This window comes from Suicoccus acidiformans (genome assembly GCF_003546865.1).
Lineage (GTDB): Bacteria > Bacillota > Bacilli > Lactobacillales > Aerococcaceae > Suicoccus > Suicoccus acidiformans.
On sequence record NZ_CP023434.1, the window covers coordinates 1,307,153 to 1,324,464 of the forward strand.

Below are 17,312 nucleotides of genomic sequence, written 5' to 3' on the forward strand. Positions count from 1 at the left end.
AACTTGCAAGATTAGTGCAAGCTACGGCTTATTTATTTATGCATCCTACAGAAATTCCATGTAGCGAGGGTTCTGCCGGCACCATGAATTTTCGGTATGGCCCCATTGGGTTCGACATGGATATAAGCTTGACCACCTGCTTCAACAATCCGATCATTAAAGAAACCGACTGTATTTAAAGCGTCAGGCATCCGCTTGATTTCTCTTTGGCTGTAGGAGAAGAAAGCCCGGCTATTAGGATCGAGTGACTGCTGGTTCATTTCCTGCGTAAGCTGGTCGCTACAGAGTCCAAGGGCTTGCGAGATGACAGCTGCCTTGGAGAAGTAAGCATTAAAGGCAATCAGGCTGCAAAAGGCCATCAAACCACCCATGAAAGAACCACCAATCCCGGTCGTTTCGCGAAAAGCTTGGGTGCGGTACTTCTCATCAATCATCTGCTTCAAATCAAAGACGAGCCACTCCATAAATAGCCTGCCATAACCAGCAATCGGTTGGTCACGAAAACCATGCTCAACATAATAGGGACAGTATTCGGCCAGGCGCGCATCATGAATGCATTCAATCCCTACAATAATCATCTGGCGGTCACTTTGATCCATGTAATACTTCAGGCCCCAGGAACGCCCGTAAGTTGCATCACGGTGATAGAATAAAATACATGTCATAATTGGATAGGTGCGGTCATTCTGGCCATAGTCATCAGGCAAATAAACGTGTAAATGGCACATTTCATCGCGGTGGGAAAAGTAATGGTCAAACTTTTCAATCATTGATGTAACCTCTTGGAATTGTTACCTTCATCATACGCTTTCATCTGCTTAAGGCAAACTGATATAGAATGCATTCCCCTGCCCTACCTCGGCTTCCACAACAAGGATTCCACCATGCAAGTCTAAAATCCGGTCTACAAAAACAAGCTTAAGTCGTAGCCCGCTTGCACCGCTTTATTTCTGGAAGAATTCACTTGTTAAAAGCGCTCAAAATATGTGCCTGCTCGGCCTGGCTTAAATCGAACTCATCGTCTGTTACGCACAAAACCGCTTGCTTACCTTTTTGGACAGCTTTGATATGAACTCGTGTTTCAGCGAATTCAAGGTATTGCCCAGTAAATATTCAACTGCCCGACCTAAATGGACCGCATGGGCCTCAATATAAATATCTAGTTCAATTTGAGCTGATAATTTTGTTTTAGAATGCTGGGCAAGTTTCTGGTAGTCGGCTACTTGTAGATTGAGGGCCTCGCTCCAGGCCATCGCTTCCTTATCTAAATATTGGGTCTGATCTAGACGAACTAAAGTTAGAGCCTTCTCAATCAATTGCGTCATCTCTTGGGCCTTGCGCTCAATGATGGCTACAGATTAATCCGTCTCGCCTTTAGTGTCATCTTAAGCCAATGCATATTGACTTTTCGCTAGAATCACACTAAAGGATTTCCTAAGTTCGTGCGAGATAGCGTGGGAAAATTGCTTTACCCGTTCTGAGGTCTGCTCCAAGCAAACTAATATATCATTTAAGGCAGTGACCATTATATGAATCTAGTCTTCAGTCGAAGTGGTCATCAGCATTCTTTATCTTAAATCCCCCACCTGGCGAATGACAATCGCGATAGTCATCGCATCTCGAATCGGCTGCATGCCCTTGCGCAAAATTCGTTGCCCGCCTAGCAGGGCCAGCAATGCAAAGGCGAAGGTAAATGAGCCCGCAGAGAATAATACACTGGGGTAAGCTGAACGAGATAGCCAAGTGGCATCAGTCCCCCGCACCCACGTCCGAAACGGGTGAATTTGTTCGTAAATAAGATAGGGCTTAGGCCGCTTATTTCTCGGAATGCGCCGAACTGTGGCTCTAGCGATACACCTTCTAATGGTAAGCTTCCCCCTTAGCGCAATTGATTCTCGATATTATAAGTTTGTAAGTACACCTTGTCATCAAAGGCTTCGAAATCCGTCAAATCTGATACGACCTCTTCCACCTGATTAAGCAGTTTTTGGCTGTAATTTTGAAGCGATACCGTTTAGTACATGGTTAAAAGACCACCATCAAAAGGCATAGCAGACTGAGAATAAAAAAGTGTACCAAAACTTGCCCGCCAAGTAATGGGCAGTTTGCGATGTCTTTTAATAGGCATCATGAATTACGTTTCCTAAGTTGCGTTTGGTTTGAATGAAAGACGTGTTCCGGTTACCGTCTTTTTTGCGCCGAATATTCTTAATCAATACTTCAATCACGTTTGATTCACTTTTATAAGCATAGCCCCAGACATGGTCTTGGATTTGCTCTTTGGATAGAAACCGATTCTTATTCAAAGGCAAGTATTCAAGAATTCGGTATTCTTTAGCCATTAAAGATACCGCTTCGCCGTCAGCCTAACACTTTTGGTTTCCAAGTTAAGGATTAATTCGCCTACGCTTATTTGATTGGCTGAGCGTCCATGATGGCAGCGAACTAATGCGTGAAGCCGGACCGTCAACTCAGCCAATTCAAAGGACTTGACCAAATAATCATCCGCGCCTGTATTCAAACCGTGAACATTATCTTCAGACTAATCCATCGCCGTCAAACACAAGATCGGAACATCACTGACAGCTTGGCGCAAATGTATTAAAATTTCAAAATCATTCTTATAAGGTAGCATTGTATCCAGGATTACTGGATCATACGTATCTTTCGTTAAATAAACCCAAGCCTCCTGCCTATCAAAGGCAATATCTAATTGAAACTATTGACGCTCTAAATACTTGGTCAATAGCCGGTTCAAATCCTGCTCATCTTAAACAACTAACGCTCGCTTCCCATAGCCTCCTCTATAAATCCGTCCCTTGCATTCTAACTTAATATACTGTCATTCATGAATTCTCTAGCAAAATCGTCCCCAAATCCTGCCACCTTGGAAGCCTAAAGTCCAAAAAATCCAACCAACCTCCCGGTCAGTCGGATTGAACAATTTATGATTTATATCCAGTGGATTAGTCATGGATTTCGACTTTAACCACCTCCCCTGTTAAGGCATCAATTTCTAATTCTGCCTCTTCAGAGCCTTGATCATATTCAATTTCCCAAACTGGTTTTTCTACTTGATTGCCTAGGTTATCTAAAACCCAATTCGTTGGTTGGGTGAAGCCTGTTTCACCATTGGCAATTTCAGTTGCTTCATCAATGCTAATAACTTTGTCTAAGTCTAAGGCTACTTCTGTATCGTTCGTTACTTCCTCGGATTGGCTTACAATCTTACCTTCACGGCTCATGTAAGTCACTTCAATCTCAGTCGTATCTTGGATACCGTCTAATTCTATTTCAAAGGTCTCGTCATTGAGTAATTCTACATCAATTTCGATAATGTCAGCATCAGGATAAGCTTCTTGGAAAGCTTTCACGGCATCATCGAAAGCTTGTTGGACATTACTTGCTTCGGTTTGTTCAGATGCTTCGGTGCTTTCTGCTGATTCACTCACTTCCTCAGAACTCTCTGCTTGAGATGCTGCAGATTCACTTGAAGCTTCCTCAGCATAAACCACACCACTTAATAAAAGCGAACTAGATAAAACAACAGTCAAGAATTTCTTCATAAATAATCTCTCCTTTTCTATTTCTACGTCTTTCCTAACGACAACCCTAGTATAAACCTTGAAACTGAATTGAAGCTGAAGTAGCGCAACTCAGTCTAAAGTCTGACACTATTATAATTTTGCTATTGTTGTCATTATAGTTTCAATTTAGCATAAAAACAAATGATGTGCTTCTATAAATCCTATAAATATAAGCTTTGTTCGCCATATATGACAGCGATTCATATAAATTTTACAAAAATTCACCTAAGCGGTAAACTTGTAAATCATTAGCAAAAAACGTATGATAACAGGGACAAGTGTAAAGGAGTGAAGCATAGGATGAAAATAGAAATGTCGCAAGCTGCTGCTGATTTCTACCGCGATGAAGTGAACCCAGGTCCGGGTAAAGGAATACATATTTATGGTAAAGTATACGGATCGACGAATGTGCATGATAACTATTCAGTTGGTATTATGATTGAAGAGCCGGTTAATCCAATTGCCACAGCCGAATTGGGGGATATTCTGGTCTTTGCTGAAGAAGAAGATCGCTGGTTCTTCGGGGACTATTACTTAGTCATCGATTACCAAGCTGGTGATGATGCCCCAACTTATACCTTCACCAGTGACGACCCTGAATTAGCGGCCGATGCCGCCAGTGGTGCTTCTACTGCTGACCCAACCCATCCTTAACAATAACTATGCAAAAAGCATCGTACAGTATATGATATGCTCCCTTTAAAGTAGACACCTAAAAATGAAAAAGGTCTACTTTGTGAGCCGACCCCAAAAGTTAGACCAAAAAATCTAACTTTTGGGGGTATTTTTATGACCAAGTATAGTTTAGAAACGAAACTTCAAATTGTTACTGACTACGAAGCTGGAAAAGGCGGATTTAGGACTTTAGCGAAAAAATATCAAATCGCTCAGTCAATAGTGAAACGATGGATCCATAATTATCAAGATTTCGGCTTAGAAGGCCTTCAAGTTAAGTCAACAAGACAGTCTTATCCTTTAGAAACCAAGCTATATGCGATAGAATTGTACTTAACTACAGAGTTAAGCTATCGCGAAGTCGGTGTCCAATTAGGGATCAATAATCCAAGCTTAATCGCAAATTGGATGCGAGCCTTTAAGGAAGACGGTATTGATGGCTTATCTAGACCAATAGGGAGGCCAACTACCATGTCTAATTCACAGAAAAAGAATCCACAAAATCCCAAAAAGACGCCTTTACCGAGTGATCCAGATGCCTTAAAGGAAATCATTAAAGAACAAGAAGAACGCATTCAAATGCTAGATATTGAGAATAAATTTTTAAAGGAATTGAGGAGGTTGCGGGAAGCAGACAAGCGGCAACACGACAACAAGAAGTGATGGCCATCCGTAATCTCCATGAGTCTACAGAGTATTCTTTGACGCTGATACTGAAGACTTTAGATTTTCCTAAGGCAACCTATTATTATCAATTAGAGTGTTTGAATAGACCCAATAAAGACGAAGCATTAAAAGAAGAAATTCTTGATATTCGTCAAGCACATGAAAACTACGGTTATCGCCGTGTTCATGCGGAGTTACGTCGTCGTGGTTATACCGTCAATAAGAAAAAAGTTCAACGATTGATGAAAGAAATGAATCTACAAGTGACCTCATTTACTCGAAAATCACGGAAATACAACTCCTATCAAGGTGATATTGGTGAGAAAGCACCTAACCGCTTAAATCGTAGATTTACAAGTTCTATTCCACACCAAAAAATTGTGACGGATACAACGGAGTTCCATTATTATGAAGCTGATGATTCAGGACAGTATCAATTGAAAAAGTTGTATTTAGATCCCTTTATTGACTTGTTTAATCTGGAAGTCATTAGCTATAAAATCTCAAAACAACCTAATAAGGAAAGTATGATGGAAGCCTTCGAAGAAGCCGTTGAAGCTACAAAAGATTGCCAATTTAGACGAACCTTTCATTCGGACCAAGGCTGGGCTTATCAGATGAACGACTATCAACAATTATTGAAAGATCATCAGATTTTCCAGAGTATGTCCCGAAAGGGAAATTGTTTAGATAATGCGCCGATGGAGAACTTCTTCGGCATCATGAAACAAGAAATGTTTTATGGGAAAGTTTATCGTAGCCGTAGGGAACTGGAACAAGCTATCCACGACTATATTCGTTACTACAATGAAGATAGGATTAAAGAGAAATTAGGCTATTTAAGTCCTGTTGACTACAGACAACAACAATTACTTTTAAGTGCCTAAACATGTCGCAAATCACCTAACCTCAATGGTTTCACAAACCATCCAGACTTATCAAGAGCCGCTTCGCTCTTCCTCTTGACAAGCCTGGATGTCTGATGAGATGTTTTGGTTAGGTCAATTAGCAGCTCCTCTATTCTTGCGAAATCGGTCACCTTGAAGCAACTTAAGTTTTATATCTTTATTAATCTTTCAGAAACACAAAAAAGAGCTACCCATTATTGGGGTAACTCTTCATAAAATCTAGTCTAACTTTTTGGGGTCAGTATATTGAAGGGAGCTTTTATTATGCCTAGAAAGCAGAAATAAAGAACAACACGTAAGCCTAGACGGCCATAATCTGGAGAGCTTGTCATTGATTTCAAATTATTAATTGCGCAATATCTTCTATTCGAAGTTAAACTATGCCAAAAAAATGGGCTTGAAGGTGCATTTGGAAATCTTTGAAGAAACGCCCTACATACAGGCGCATTGATTGGAATTGAGTCGGTTGTTGGGGATTATTGTCGATAATGCCATTAAAGAAGCGGTTAAGTATGAGCGATTTACTGATGACGGAAATGGATGGACGCTTATTAATTATGGTGGCCAAGCCCACCGACGCCAAGATGGCGGATGTGGTGAAGATGAAAGAAGCTGGTTATTCCACCTAAGGTGCAAACCGTGGCTTTGGACTGGCGAATTTAACCGAATTGGCCGCTTAAGCAGATATCGAAGTCTTTAACTTAATAGATGAAGGCCAGTATATTCAAGAATTATATGTGCCAATTGAGGCTCAGGCATATGCAAACCGGTTAGCTCTGTTATAGAACTAACCGGTTTGCACATGTTTATCGTTAATTTATTGAACTGGAGCGGTTTCAGGGGCGACGTCTTGAGTCGCATCGTCTGTTGGTGCTTCGGTCGGCGCTAAGTCTTGTGGTGCTTCTTCGACTTCGGCAGCTTGCTCACGCGGCTGTTTCATCTCTTCATTAGTTAATGGATTCTCAAAGTTTAACTCCTCAACGTTAACAGAATTGAACAAGTTACTGAAGAATTGACTTAATTGGCCAAATAATTCGCTGAGACCATTGGATAACTTCGCAAAGAAGCCTTGGGCTTGTAATTGGAACTGCTCATCATTCCATTTCGCTTGCGCTTCATTAGATACGTTATTCAACCAGCTTCCCCCTTGGCTCATCAAATCATTGGCTAAGGCCCCTAATTGGGATAAGGTTTCAGGAGATTGGGCTGATTCGGTTGTCGCATATTGCATTAAGTATTGGGTAATTTGCTCAACTAAACGGTCCGGCAATTGAATACCATATTCGTTCATGGCGACGTTGACGATATTATTAATCGTGCCATAATTATTATTCTGGTCGCCTTGAATATTCGTTTGGTTAATAGATGTATTATGCTGGTCCCCTTCAATATTGGTCTGATCGCCTTGGACGTTATTGATGGTACCATCTTGCACGAGTTGGGCAACTTCGGCTTTCACATCCGCCATCATGGCGTTCATCGCATTCTCTTCAACACCAGTCTCATTGGTCGCTTCCGTGACTAAGGTAATCTCTTCTTGAGCCACTTGAGCATCTTCCGCTTCAAGCACCCCTTCGCGTTCCATAATAGCATAGATTCCTACCAGCGCGCCTTCTCCCGTAACTGGCACTTCACTCCCAACAGTAATGTTGGCATTCTGAATACCGGAAGTAATGGCGGCATTGACGTAAGTCGCTTGGGTAACCAATTGAATATTCTGGGGCGTGACAATATCCACCGTCACACCAGAGTCATAATTATTAAACTTAATATGGGAGCTGGAGTAGACTTGGGTTGCTTGATTGGAACCATCGTTTAAATACCGATGAATCATATTCCCATCAACGACCACAATATTCTCTTGCTTGACGCCATTGGCTCCGATACGATTCATTGTATCTGTGAAGGTTTGATTATTATGGGTCACATGCAGACCCACCGAAGCGTACTCTTTTCCTTGAAGTTGAGACACTTTAGCGAAGGCTTGCCCTGGCGCCAAAAGACTAAAGATCGCAAACGACAACAGTAGCTTCTTGAATGTATTTCTAATGTTCATGGATGTCCTCCTAATCTTGGCAAAAAATTTGTCGTGCCAATTTATAGCTAGTATAGCATACCTTCTTGAGAAAAATGATGCGAATAATCGAATAAATATTGAAAAATTCTATCGATCGGAAATTACCCAAAAAATACAAACTACTTCCGGTGCATTCTAAATAATTTATTCCATAATTATTGCGGATACACTATCCTATGTTTTTAGCTAAATTTCTGAAGTGGATAATGATTAACTACTAATACACAATTGAGTAAAGTTAAAACTCTGATATTACAGTGTTTTATAATCGGCAACTGAATGTCAAGTATATTATTTAGGGAACTTCGGATTCATTTCATTCATTCACAGTTTCACGCTGTATAAATTCTCAAAAGGCAAAGAACACGCACCATTCCTCAATAGAGCAATAATGCGTGTTGTAGATTGTAATCATGCCTCAACCTCTACCCCATATGCGGCAGACTCTGAGACTTCAAAAATTAAGACATGTTGTGTTTGCCCAGCCACACTCCCTTCTTCAATGCGATAAGCCAGACTTTCTTCAACGATTTCTCCGTCCACTTGCTTCAATTGAACGATATCTTTGACCTACTCATCGCCTTCCAGAATCACTTCAACTTGGGCTAGTTCTGTCAAGGCTTGCTAGCTAATGTCCTTGAAGGCAAAGCGAAGCTCAAAGAAATATTTGAAACGCGCTAGCAGCTGCTCGGCAAGTCATCTGAACCAGCACTACTTAACCAATCAACAATAGCCTCTACATCAACCAGCAAGCTTCCAAGATTTTGAACCAATAAACCTCTCTGTGATTCAGGAATTCTAACGACAATATTTGGTGGTAACTCCATGAGAATCGCGCCACTGGCTACTTCAGACCTTGATCGATTGATACCCGCAGCGTAAACCGTTGTCCCTTCTGCTTGAACCACTTGAATCAGCGAATTATTCTGTCTTTGATGATTATTTTGCTGACTTTCAACAAAAAATTGCTCCAGAATCGCTTGGAATTCTTGGTTAAACATTCCGGAAAAATTCCAACCAGATTTCTCTGTTTCGACTGGTCGTAAAGCACGAATCTCTCCAAAGATATCGGTAAGGTCTCTATTGAATCCACCCTGCTTTCCTGAAGGACTAGCATTGCCTGAGGATAAGTATTACGGAATCAAGGTGAAGAAGTTCTGGTCATCGTGGAAGATTAACCGATGCGTCTTGTTTTTATAATAACCAGTCTCATCTGGTACAATCTCATAATCAAAAACTTTCCCTTGGTCTTGGAAGATCTTCGCAATTTTTTCAGCATATTCTTGCTTAAAGAAGCGGAAATCATTCGGTTTCCAAAGCGCCGCTAAGGAACTATCCCCGTAACGAATCATATAACGATCGCCGACTTGTACATTGTGGTAATACGTGTCCGGGTTAGTTTCTGCGTACCGCGTTGCTTGTGCGATAGCGTCTTCGCGGGATTCAAAAATCGTTTCAGCGGTTTGGATATCCGTCTTTAAACTAAAATCTTTAACGACTATTTGATCTCCGACACGGTAGAATTCATTTGATTAACCAAATCACTCGCAATGCTATTAATGCCTTTATATTGAATCTCAGACATCTTGTACTCTCGACTGATGTGATTGGCTGCAAATACACCGTTTGTATAACCAACCTCTTTAGCAAAAGCTTGGTCCTTTCGATGTGGATTCCGAATAGGTGTATTGAAGCTTCAGATGTAGGCTCTTTCCGAACCAATTCTGTTGCCGCTTTGGATAATTGTGAATTAATCTTTAAGGTATTTAAGCCATTCAATTCACGAAGTTCGTTAACCTAGGCATAGATTGCTTCACCCAAAGTTGACTCCAACTCAGTAAATTCATTCGGGTAGACTTCGCTTGTTATGCTATCGGTCCCTAAATTGTCTGAAAAATCAGATACTTCGGAATTATCAATCATTTCTGTTTCAACCTGCACATCGGCAACCGTTTCATTCACCACAATCGCTGGTGCAACCTCACTAACTGGTGGAACATCTACAATTTCCGGTGCAGTTTCAGCTGCTTGCGATGGAACAAGACTTTGCTGGCTCAGTAATAATAGAACCGGAATCACATAGCCTTTATGAAATTTCATCGAAAACACCTCTTCAATTATAATTAATCTAGAAATCATTTCTTACAAATTTAAGCTTTCCATAATTGTATTTATTTCAATAAAATTTTCCTGAATGGTCACACTTATTCAAACGAAACTCCCCCAATACGATACATCTCAATCAATATAATTATGACTGATCATTGATACGACCGCATTTTTATGGAGAAAATATTTCCAGCATTCAATGATATTAATATTTATTTGAAGTGTAAATCTCACCTTATATTTACAAAATTGCATAAACCAATAATTTATAGAATCAATCGGAAGGTTTTCCCGTAAAAACAGGATGATCTGGCGTATATCATAGCATTGGAGCGTAGCTGGTGATCCTGGTATTACTTTAGCAATTTAAAGCCTTACATGCGTAGCGAAGTGAAGCGACTTAGGCTCTGAATTGCAAGCAAGAGCTGGAGTCTGCTATGGGTCTCTTCGAAGCGGTCTTGGCGAGTTAAAGCCTAAATACGTTAGAAGTCCTTGGAGGAAAAAGTTCTTGAATGATGGAGTAAATTATTTATTTCTTGTGTTGGTTAAAGTAAGGGGAATTTCCGTTCAAAAAAATGGGTGATTGCTCACCCATTTGCTTTATTAATCTTCTAATAACACTTTGCGTGATAAGTTAATGCGTCCCCGGTCATCAATTTCAATAACTTTGACTTTTACTGTATCGTTCAAGCTTAAGATGTCTTCTACTTTATTCACGCGGTGATTTTCTAATTCTGAAATATGGAGGAGTCCGTCTTGTTTCGGTAAGATTTCAACGAAAGCTCCGTATTTCTCAATCCGTTTAACCACGCCGTCATAAACTTCACCGACTTCAACTACTTTGGTTAAGTTTGTTATAATTTCGCGGGCGCGGTTAATCATCGCTTGGTCGCTGGAGGCGATGGATACATTACCATCTTCATCAATATCAATCTTAACGCCGGTTTCGTCGATAATCTTATTGATGGTTTCACCACCTTTACCGATGACAACCTTAATTTGGTCTGGATCGATGGTCATCATTTCAATCTTCGGTGCGTATGGACTTAACTCTTCGCGTGGAGCTTCAAGGGTTGTTGCCATATGGTCTAGAATTTCTAAGCGCGCTTTTTTGGCTTGTTCAAGGGCTTCGGTAAGGATTTGTTCAGTGATGCCTTGGATTTTGATGTCCATTTGTAAGGCGGTGATTCCTTCGGATGTTCCGGCTACTTTAAAGTCCATATCGCCGAGGGCATCTTCTAAGCCCTGAATATCTGTTAAGACAGTATAGTCTTCTCCGTCCATGACAAGGCCCATCGCAATCCCTGCAACGGGTGCCTTAATTGGAATACCCGCATCCATCATCGCCAAACTACCTGCAGTAATACTGGCTTGCGAAGAGGAGCCGTTGGATTCAAGAATCTCTGATACGAGGCGAATCGTGTATGGGAAGTCTTCTGGTTCCGGAATTACTTGTGCCATGGCCCGTTCACCGAGGGCTCCGTGACCAATTTCCCGACGGCCTGGGCTACCCATCCGACCGGTTTCCCCAACGGAATACGGTGGGAAGTTGTAGTGATGGATGAAACGCTTGCCTTCTTCAGTACCTAGTCCATCGATAACTTGGTATTCACCAAGGGGTGCCAAGGTAACGGAAGTTAACGCTTGAGTTTGACCACGTGTGAATAAGGCTGAACCATGAACCCGTGGGAGCAAGCCAACTTCTGAAGCAAGTGGTCGAATTTCATCGACTTTACGGCCGTCTGGACGCACATTTTCCTTCGTAATTAAGCGACGTACTTCGTTCTTCTCTAAATCTTGTAAGGCTTGGTTAGCTGACTTTAAGATGTCGGCTAAATCCGCTGCATCTAAATACTTCTCTTCGAAATAAGCCATGGCCCCTTGCATAACATCCGCAATCGCTTCTTCACGAGCTTTCTTCTCTGGTGTTTGAATCGCGTCAATCATCGGTTCTTTATACATTGCGTCCACTTGGGCTTGGATGTCTGGATTGGTTTCACTAATAGTGAGTTCGAATTTCTCTTTACCAATTTGTGCAACAATCTTATTCTGGAAGGCGACGAGTCCTTTAATGGCTTCATGACCGAATAGAAGTGCTTGGAGCATGTCTTCTTCTTTGACAATTTTAGCAGAACTTTCAACCATATTAATAGCTGTCGCAGTTCCGGCAACGGTTAAGTCGATATCAGATTGCTCCGCTTGTTCCGGCGTTGGGTTGATAATCAGTTCGCCATTCACTCGACCGACGTGTACGCCAGCAATCGGACCGTCAAAAGGAATGTCGGAATAAGCAAGGGCTAAGGACGAACCAAACATGGCCGTCACGTCAGGCGCACAGTCATGTTCGACCGATAAGACTGTGTTAACGATTTGAATTTCATTGCGCACGCCTTCTGGGAACATTGGACGAATTGGACGGTCAATTAAGCGAGCAGTTAAGGTTGCTGCTTCTGAAGGACGGCCTTCCCGTTTAATAAAGCCACCAGGGATTTTCCCAACCGAGTACATCTTCTCTTCATAGTTCACTGTCAGTGGGAAGAAGTCAAAGCTCGTTGCTTTCTTTGAGGCAACAGCCGTTGATAAGACAACAGTGTCCCCATAGCGAATTAAAGCGGCCCCATTGGCTTGGCGGGCCATTTGGCCAATTTCTACACTTAGTGGACGGCCACCGAGTGTCGTTTCAAATACTTGTTTCTCCATATTTCTCTCCTTATTAGACCGTCTACTAAACAAATATCTATTGCCTCAATTAAGCAACACATACTTGCATAGTAGCCGGTACCTGTTTTTATTTTAATGCAACTATTGTAGCATAGATGGCAAGCAATTTCAGCAAATCAATTGAAACTTAAGGATTTTCTCCTGGGCTCAAAGATTAGCCCACTACGAACGCAGTTGCCAGTCCGCTTGGTCCAGGCGGTTAACGTGGCGGGTGCGAAATGCTTGTAACATGGGCACGGGCGAAGCGGGGATCGTGAATGCATAATGGAAGCCTAACTTCTCCTGAACCCGCTTAGAGGAGGCATTTCCATCGAAATAAGCACACCAAATGGTTGATAACTTGCGCTGGTTGAAGGCTTCGTCAATCAGTAAACTAGCTGCTTCCCCAGCATAGCCATGGCCCCAGAAAGGTTGCCCAATCCAAAAGCCAAGTTCCCCTTCAGTCGGTGACTGTGCTAAAGTTGAATGTTCCTGGTCCTTTAAAGCAATCGAGCCAAGCAATTCATGACTGTCTTGGGCAAGAATGGCAAAGGCACCTTCATTGTTAAAGAAATTCTGGATAATCTCTAAACTTTCAGCTTCACTTGAGTGAGGTGGCCAACCTGCCCTTGGCCCAATCTCCGGATTGCGGGCCAATTGGTATAAGGCCGGCGCGTCAGCATCCTCCCAGGGACGTAGGTAAAGTCTTGTATTACTTAATTTCATCTTATATCCTTCCTTTCGGTTACTTCACAAATCCAGTATATGATACAAAAGTTACGCGTGCGAAATATATGAATTTCAAAAGTTAGAAATATTCAAATGCTTGCTTATTAGGCAAAATATTACATTTCTCGCACACACTTTAGTTCGAGCAGCTTTACTGAGGGCGGATTTCGGCTGGTGCCCCAAACTAAGTATACATGGTGCATTATCCATGTTGTTGCAGGAAGTCTAAAGCCAGAGGCTCGTTGGGAGCTCCTGGCTTTTGGGAGAAGGCTTATTAACGAAGGATTTCGACGACGTTCTTCTGGGCGGCTTGTCGGGCGGGGAAGACGCTGAAGATGACGCCGATGATGACGGAAATGAGAACGCTGGCTAAGGCTGTCTGCACTTCGAAGACGGCTGCAAAAGGCAGGAAGCGGCTAATGACGCTGGCGCATAGTAAGCCGAAGAGGTAGCCGAGGACGCCACCAAAGCTGGTGATAACAATGCCTTCGAGGAGGAATTGGCCTTGAATGGAGCCTTTGGTTGCACCGAGTGCCCGGCGAATACCGATTTCTTTGGTGCGCTCGGAAACGGAGATATACATCATATTCATGACGCCAACACCTGCGATAAAAAGGGAAATACCGGCAATCGCTGCGATGAAGTATGTAATCATGCGCAGTTGCTGGCCAATTTGGTCCATCATTTCGGTGCGGTCAAAGTATTCATAGGTTCCGTTATTTTTGCCACTGCCTTCTTCTTTCAAGTAGTCAGCAATATTGCGACTCAGCTGCTTCATGTCGGCTTCGTCGGTGAAATAAACGGTCATGCCATAGTTATAACCTCCCCCGAGAATGTAACGCTGGTAGGTGCCCATAGGAATAATCGCTTGGGCAGGCTCTTCCATCATGACCAAAGGATTCTCCATGGGTAGCTCTTGCTGGTAAACTCCCACTACCGTATAAGCATTGCCATCGAATGAAAGCGCCCGATTCAGAGCTTCTTCAATACTGCCGAAATATTCCCGCGCTACTTGCTCGCTAATAATGGTATAAGCCAACTTCGCCTTGGAGTCCCCACTGTGCAAATTACGGCCGGCCAGAATTCGCTCATGACTGGCATCTTCGAGACCCACCATATGGTAATTTTGCTGGTTATGTAACTTAATATTCATATACTCTTGCTTCACATCGCTACCCATAAGGGACGCTTCGTCCACTCCTGGTAAATCCTCGATATAAGCAATATTCTTATCGGAAAAGGCAGTCAGTTGTGTAAAATCTCCCTGATATTGGGTGACATTAAAGAAAAATTCCTGGCTCCGACGTCCTTGGGCATCTTTAGCCAAAGAATTCAGTGTTTTCTGCTGGAAGCCAGCACCAATACTGAGAATTGTAATAACGGCTGCAATACCGATAATAATACCAATCATCGTTAAGAAGGTGCGTCGTAAATTCATGAGCAAGGTTGCAAAAGAAGCTTTGAGTAGTTCAATCGGTCTCATCAGCTAGCCCCCTTTGTGTAGTCTCGCTGGTACGCATTTTCTGGAAATTCTGAATCAAGGGCACACTTTCGTGGGCGGCGACTTCCTGGACTTGCCCATCGATAATGACAATATGGCGATTAGCATATTCTTGCAGACTCGGATCATGCGTCACCATAATAATCGTCGCCCCCTCCTCATGCAAACCTTTCAATATAGCCATAATACCTTGTGACGTCTTTGTATCCAACGCCCCGGTCGGCTCATCCGCGATAATAAATTGCGGTTCGTGAATTAAAGCGCGGGCAATCGCCACCCTTTGCCTCTGTCCCCCAGACAATTCATGCGGCTTCGCCTGCAACTTATCCAAAATCCCCACCTTACTAAGGGCTGCTTCCACTTTCGGCAAGGCCTTGCGGGCGGACTCACCGCCATATAAAAGCGGTAATTGCACATTCTCTCGAACATTCATATTCGCAATTAAGTTAAATTCTTGGAATATAAAGCCCACTTGTTTATTGCGCAAGGTAGACAGTTGCCGGTCCGTTAAGCCTTGGACGGGTTGCCCCATGAAGAGATATTCGCCTTCATAAGCATTATCCAGAAAACCCAGCACGTTAATAAGCGTCGATTTCCCCGATCCGGAAGGTCCCATGACTGAGACAAAATCCCCGGAATACAAGTCTAAGGAAATATTTTTGAGGACATGCAGGCGCTGTTCCCCATTGTGGAACCATTTATTTAACTGGTGAACCTTGATTAACGTCTCCATCGAGCACCTCACCTTCCATCATGCGCATGGTCTCTGGTGACATGACCGACACCTCTTGGCCATCTTGTAAATCATAGGGATGAAGAATCAGCTGATCGCCTGCAACTAAGTCGCGTTCGGCAATGCGTTGGAGGCCTTGTTGTTTTAAGGTGAGAGGCTTTTTGACAGCTTTACCATCTCGGTAGAGAAAGACAAAGGTCTCGCCACCTTCCTCGACAATCGCCTCATCGGGAACCGTAAAGCCAGGCAAGGTCAGCTGCACGTCCACACTGAAGCCGGGCTGAATATACTCATCAGGCGCAATGACAAAGCCATATTGACTGGACTGCTCACCCGGCACCGCCATCCCTAGCTGACCACCATCTTCCTTACTTGTCGGAGCCGCTTGAGTTGGTGGAACTTTATCATAGTCAACCATGGTTCCTGAGACATTGCGGTCTTCCGCATTGACGTATAAATTCACCGGCCGATCTTGGCCAAGGGTATGGAATTCATATTCTGTCACGCTACCGCGTACTTCAACTTGGTCGCCAATAATGCGAACTAAAGGCACCGCCGCATTATCTCGCCCTGCTTCGTCGAGAATGACTTCGCCATCATATTTAGCCGTCACTTCTCCCCGCTGCTTCTCTATAAGGCGTGATATTTTGATTTCGATGTCTTCGATTTGTTGATTCACTTCGCGCACTTGATCTTGAATGCCGCGCTCGGGACTTTCACCCTCACCGGGATTGGACGGCGCCTCGGCTTCCGGATTGGTCTGACCTTGAGTAATCGGCTCCCCTTTACCAATCGTTTCACTGACATAGAAGTACTGCTGACCGTCCTCGCCCCAATAACTAGCCAGCACATCGCCTTGGTAATTATAGGCCTGGCCCGTCTGAGCCGCTAAATCCTCAATTAAACGCACCCGCTGATTATACAGCCGAGTCTGTTGGCGGTAGGCATCCTCTAACTCGTCTTCCAAGTCGCCCCCTTGCACGTAGCGATATAAGACTGTGCCTTTCTTCACATGTTGGCCATCCTTCACCATAATCGCCTCGATGTCCCCTAATTCAGGATTGTAGAAATAGCTCTGATCCGAGGTTAACTGGGCCTTGCCTTTAATCGTCATCGGCTCCTGCGCCTGAATCGTCAAAACTTCATGCACGATTCCTCCGTCTGCCACCCCGTCTTGCATAGAATCGGCAGGATTGCTACTACCAGGGAAAAATATCCCTTTGAGAAAAAATAGTAACAGTAACAGTGTTGTGAGCGCTGTCCCTATATATATCATCATTCTTCGATTTAATTGCATCGTCTCTCCTCAACTTTCCGCATCAATTTCCTACATAGTATAGCATAGCTGAATAAGGAGAAGGCGTTTTATTTTAAGAGTACCTAAAACTGAAAATTGATGAGTATTATATGTGGCAGAGAATTGACTGAGGTGGGTTGAGTTAGTAGGGGTTGAATGGAGTCAAAAATTGAGGTAAAGATGTGAAAATTGTGTTCGATTTATATATTAGAACTATTCTTGGAAGAGGTGTGTAGGGTTTGTAGGAAGGTTGATGCCACGGCCCGCCGTGACTTCCTTATCTTAGTTTAGTGTTTGTGCCTTAAGCTTGATTGAGTGAAAGAGGTACAG

General features: G+C 43.0%; 17 protein-coding genes and 1 pseudogene. 3 read left to right on the plus strand and 15 right to left on the minus strand.

The window, feature by feature from the left end; all coding sequences use genetic code 11:
- Nucleotides 1-32: 32 nt before the first annotated feature.
- The 5 genes from CL176_RS06215 to CL176_RS06235 form a co-directional block, all read right to left on the minus strand.
- A complete protein-coding gene (locus CL176_RS06215; RefSeq protein WP_240430327.1) occupies nt 33-770 on the minus strand; it encodes an alpha/beta hydrolase-fold protein in 738 nt (245 codons plus the stop codon).
- 255 nt (nt 771-1,025) lie between these two features.
- Nucleotides 1,026-1,325: a histidine kinase gene (locus tag CL176_RS06220; protein WP_162890857.1), complete on the minus strand. Its 300-nt coding sequence runs from the start codon at nt 1,323-1,325 to the stop codon at nt 1,026-1,028.
- Between the two features lie 243 nt (nt 1,326-1,568).
- Nucleotides 1,569-1,763, minus strand: a complete 195-nt coding sequence (locus CL176_RS12255; protein ID WP_162890858.1) for a hypothetical protein — start codon at nt 1,761-1,763, stop codon at nt 1,569-1,571.
- A gap of 354 nt (nt 1,764-2,117) precedes the next feature.
- Nucleotides 2,118-2,342 (minus strand): winged helix-turn-helix domain-containing protein, encoded by a 225-nt coding sequence (locus tag CL176_RS06225; protein WP_118990521.1) that lies wholly within the window; start codon nt 2,340-2,342, stop codon nt 2,118-2,120.
- A 624-nt stretch (nt 2,343-2,966) separates the two neighbouring features.
- Entirely contained in the window at nt 2,967-3,566 is a 600-nt protein-coding gene (locus CL176_RS06235) for a PepSY domain-containing protein (protein WP_118990523.1), read from the minus strand.
- Between the two features lie 321 nt (nt 3,567-3,887).
- On the opposite strand from CL176_RS06235, the gene CL176_RS06240 reads away from it, so the two are divergent.
- The 3 genes and pseudogenes from CL176_RS06240 (at nt 3,888) to CL176_RS12260 (ending at nt 6,465) form a co-directional block, all read left to right on the plus strand.
- A complete protein-coding gene (locus CL176_RS06240; RefSeq protein WP_118990524.1) occupies nt 3,888-4,241 on the plus strand; it encodes a HesB/YadR/YfhF family protein in 354 nt (117 codons plus the stop codon).
- Between the two features lie 135 nt (nt 4,242-4,376).
- A pseudogene (locus CL176_RS06245) lies at nt 4,377-5,815 on the plus strand (IS3 family transposase).
- A gap of 509 nt (nt 5,816-6,324) precedes the next feature.
- Entirely contained in the window at nt 6,325-6,465 is a 141-nt protein-coding gene (locus tag CL176_RS12260; protein ID WP_162890859.1) for a hypothetical protein, read from the plus strand.
- Between the two features lie 188 nt (nt 6,466-6,653).
- On the opposite strand, the gene CL176_RS06250 is transcribed toward CL176_RS12260, so the two are convergent.
- The 10 genes from CL176_RS06250 to CL176_RS06290 form a co-directional block, all read right to left on the minus strand.
- Nucleotides 6,654-7,892 carry a DUF1002 domain-containing protein gene (locus CL176_RS06250; RefSeq protein ID WP_118990525.1) on the minus strand — a complete coding sequence of 413 codons (1,239 nt, stop codon included), beginning with the start codon at nt 7,890-7,892 and terminating at the stop codon, nt 6,654-6,656.
- Nucleotides 7,893-8,324: 432 nt separating this feature from the next.
- Entirely contained in the window at nt 8,325-8,465 is a 141-nt protein-coding gene (locus tag CL176_RS12265) for a hypothetical protein (protein ID WP_162890860.1), read from the minus strand.
- Nucleotides 8,466-8,590: 125 nt separating this feature from the next.
- Nucleotides 8,591-8,914, minus strand: a complete 324-nt coding sequence (locus tag CL176_RS06255) for a hypothetical protein (RefSeq protein WP_118990526.1) — start codon at nt 8,912-8,914, stop codon at nt 8,591-8,593.
- A gap of 132 nt (nt 8,915-9,046) precedes the next feature.
- On the minus strand, nt 9,047-9,265 hold the full coding sequence (locus tag CL176_RS06260) for a hypothetical protein (protein WP_118990527.1): 219 nt from the start codon (nt 9,263-9,265) through the stop codon (nt 9,047-9,049).
- A gap of 445 nt (nt 9,266-9,710) precedes the next feature.
- Complete coding sequence (locus tag CL176_RS06265; protein WP_118990528.1) at nt 9,711-10,013, minus strand: hypothetical protein; 303 nt, start codon at nt 10,011-10,013, stop codon at nt 9,711-9,713.
- Nucleotides 10,014-10,625: 612 nt separating this feature from the next.
- Nucleotides 10,626-12,722 (minus strand): polyribonucleotide nucleotidyltransferase, encoded by a 2,097-nt coding sequence (gene pnp, locus CL176_RS06270; RefSeq protein WP_118990529.1) that lies wholly within the window; start codon nt 12,720-12,722, stop codon nt 10,626-10,628.
- Nucleotides 12,723-12,905: 183 nt separating this feature from the next.
- Nucleotides 12,906-13,448 (minus strand): GNAT family N-acetyltransferase, encoded by a 543-nt coding sequence (locus CL176_RS06275; RefSeq protein ID WP_118990530.1) that lies wholly within the window; start codon nt 13,446-13,448, stop codon nt 12,906-12,908.
- A 277-nt stretch (nt 13,449-13,725) separates the two neighbouring features.
- Nucleotides 13,726-14,934 (minus strand): ABC transporter permease, encoded by a 1,209-nt coding sequence (locus tag CL176_RS06280; protein ID WP_118990531.1) that lies wholly within the window; start codon nt 14,932-14,934, stop codon nt 13,726-13,728.
- Entirely contained in the window at nt 14,921-15,685 is a 765-nt protein-coding gene (locus CL176_RS06285; protein WP_118990532.1) for an ABC transporter ATP-binding protein, read from the minus strand. The genes CL176_RS06280 and CL176_RS06285 overlap by 14 nt, the downstream gene beginning before the upstream one ends.
- Nucleotides 15,651-16,982, minus strand: coding sequence for an efflux RND transporter periplasmic adaptor subunit (locus CL176_RS06290; protein ID WP_118990533.1), 1,332 nt, complete (start codon nt 16,980-16,982; stop codon nt 15,651-15,653). The genes CL176_RS06285 and CL176_RS06290 overlap by 35 nt, the downstream gene beginning before the upstream one ends.
- Nucleotides 16,983-17,312 lie beyond the last annotated feature (330 nt).

Excerpts from the sequence above, each read along its gene's own strand:
- CL176_RS06220 (WP_162890857.1), bottom strand. The coding sequence starts at position 1,325 with ATGACGCAATTGATTGAGAAGGCTCTAACTTTAGTTCGTCTAGATCAG.
- CL176_RS06280 (WP_118990531.1), bottom strand. The coding sequence starts at position 14,934 with ATGAGACCGATTGAACTACTCAAAGCTTCTTTTGCAACCTTGCTCATG.
- CL176_RS06250 (WP_118990525.1), bottom strand. The coding sequence starts at position 7,892 with ATGAACATTAGAAATACATTCAAGAAGCTACTGTTGTCGTTTGCGATC.
- CL176_RS06255 (WP_118990526.1), bottom strand. The coding sequence starts at position 8,914 with ATGTTTAACCAAGAATTCCAAGCGATTCTGGAGCAATTTTTTGTTGAA.
- CL176_RS06285 (WP_118990532.1), bottom strand. The coding sequence starts at position 15,685 with ATGGAGACGTTAATCAAGGTTCACCAGTTAAATAAATGGTTCCACAAT.
- pnp (WP_118990529.1), bottom strand. The coding sequence starts at position 12,722 with ATGGAGAAACAAGTATTTGAAACGACACTCGGTGGCCGTCCACTAAGT.
- CL176_RS06225 (WP_118990521.1), bottom strand. The coding sequence starts at position 2,342 with ATGGCTAAAGAATACCGAATTCTTGAATACTTGCCTTTGAATAAGAAT.
- CL176_RS06215 (WP_240430327.1), bottom strand. The coding sequence starts at position 770 with ATGATTGAAAAGTTTGACCATTACTTTTCCCACCGCGATGAAATGTGC.
- CL176_RS06290 (WP_118990533.1), bottom strand. The coding sequence starts at position 16,982 with ATGCAATTAAATCGAAGAATGATGATATATATAGGGACAGCGCTCACA.
- CL176_RS06235 (WP_118990523.1), bottom strand. The coding sequence starts at position 3,566 with ATGAAGAAATTCTTGACTGTTGTTTTATCTAGTTCGCTTTTATTAAGT.
- CL176_RS06265 (WP_118990528.1), bottom strand. The coding sequence starts at position 10,013 with ATGAAATTTCATAAAGGCTATGTGATTCCGGTTCTATTATTACTGAGC.
- CL176_RS12260 (WP_162890859.1), top strand. The coding sequence starts at position 6,325 with ATGCCATTAAAGAAGCGGTTAAGTATGAGCGATTTACTGATGACGGAA.
- CL176_RS06275 (WP_118990530.1), bottom strand. The coding sequence starts at position 13,448 with ATGAAATTAAGTAATACAAGACTTTACCTACGTCCCTGGGAGGATGCT.
- CL176_RS06260 (WP_118990527.1), bottom strand. The coding sequence starts at position 9,265 with ATGATTCGTTACGGGGATAGTTCCTTAGCGGCGCTTTGGAAACCGAAT.
- CL176_RS06240 (WP_118990524.1), top strand. The coding sequence starts at position 3,888 with ATGAAAATAGAAATGTCGCAAGCTGCTGCTGATTTCTACCGCGATGAA.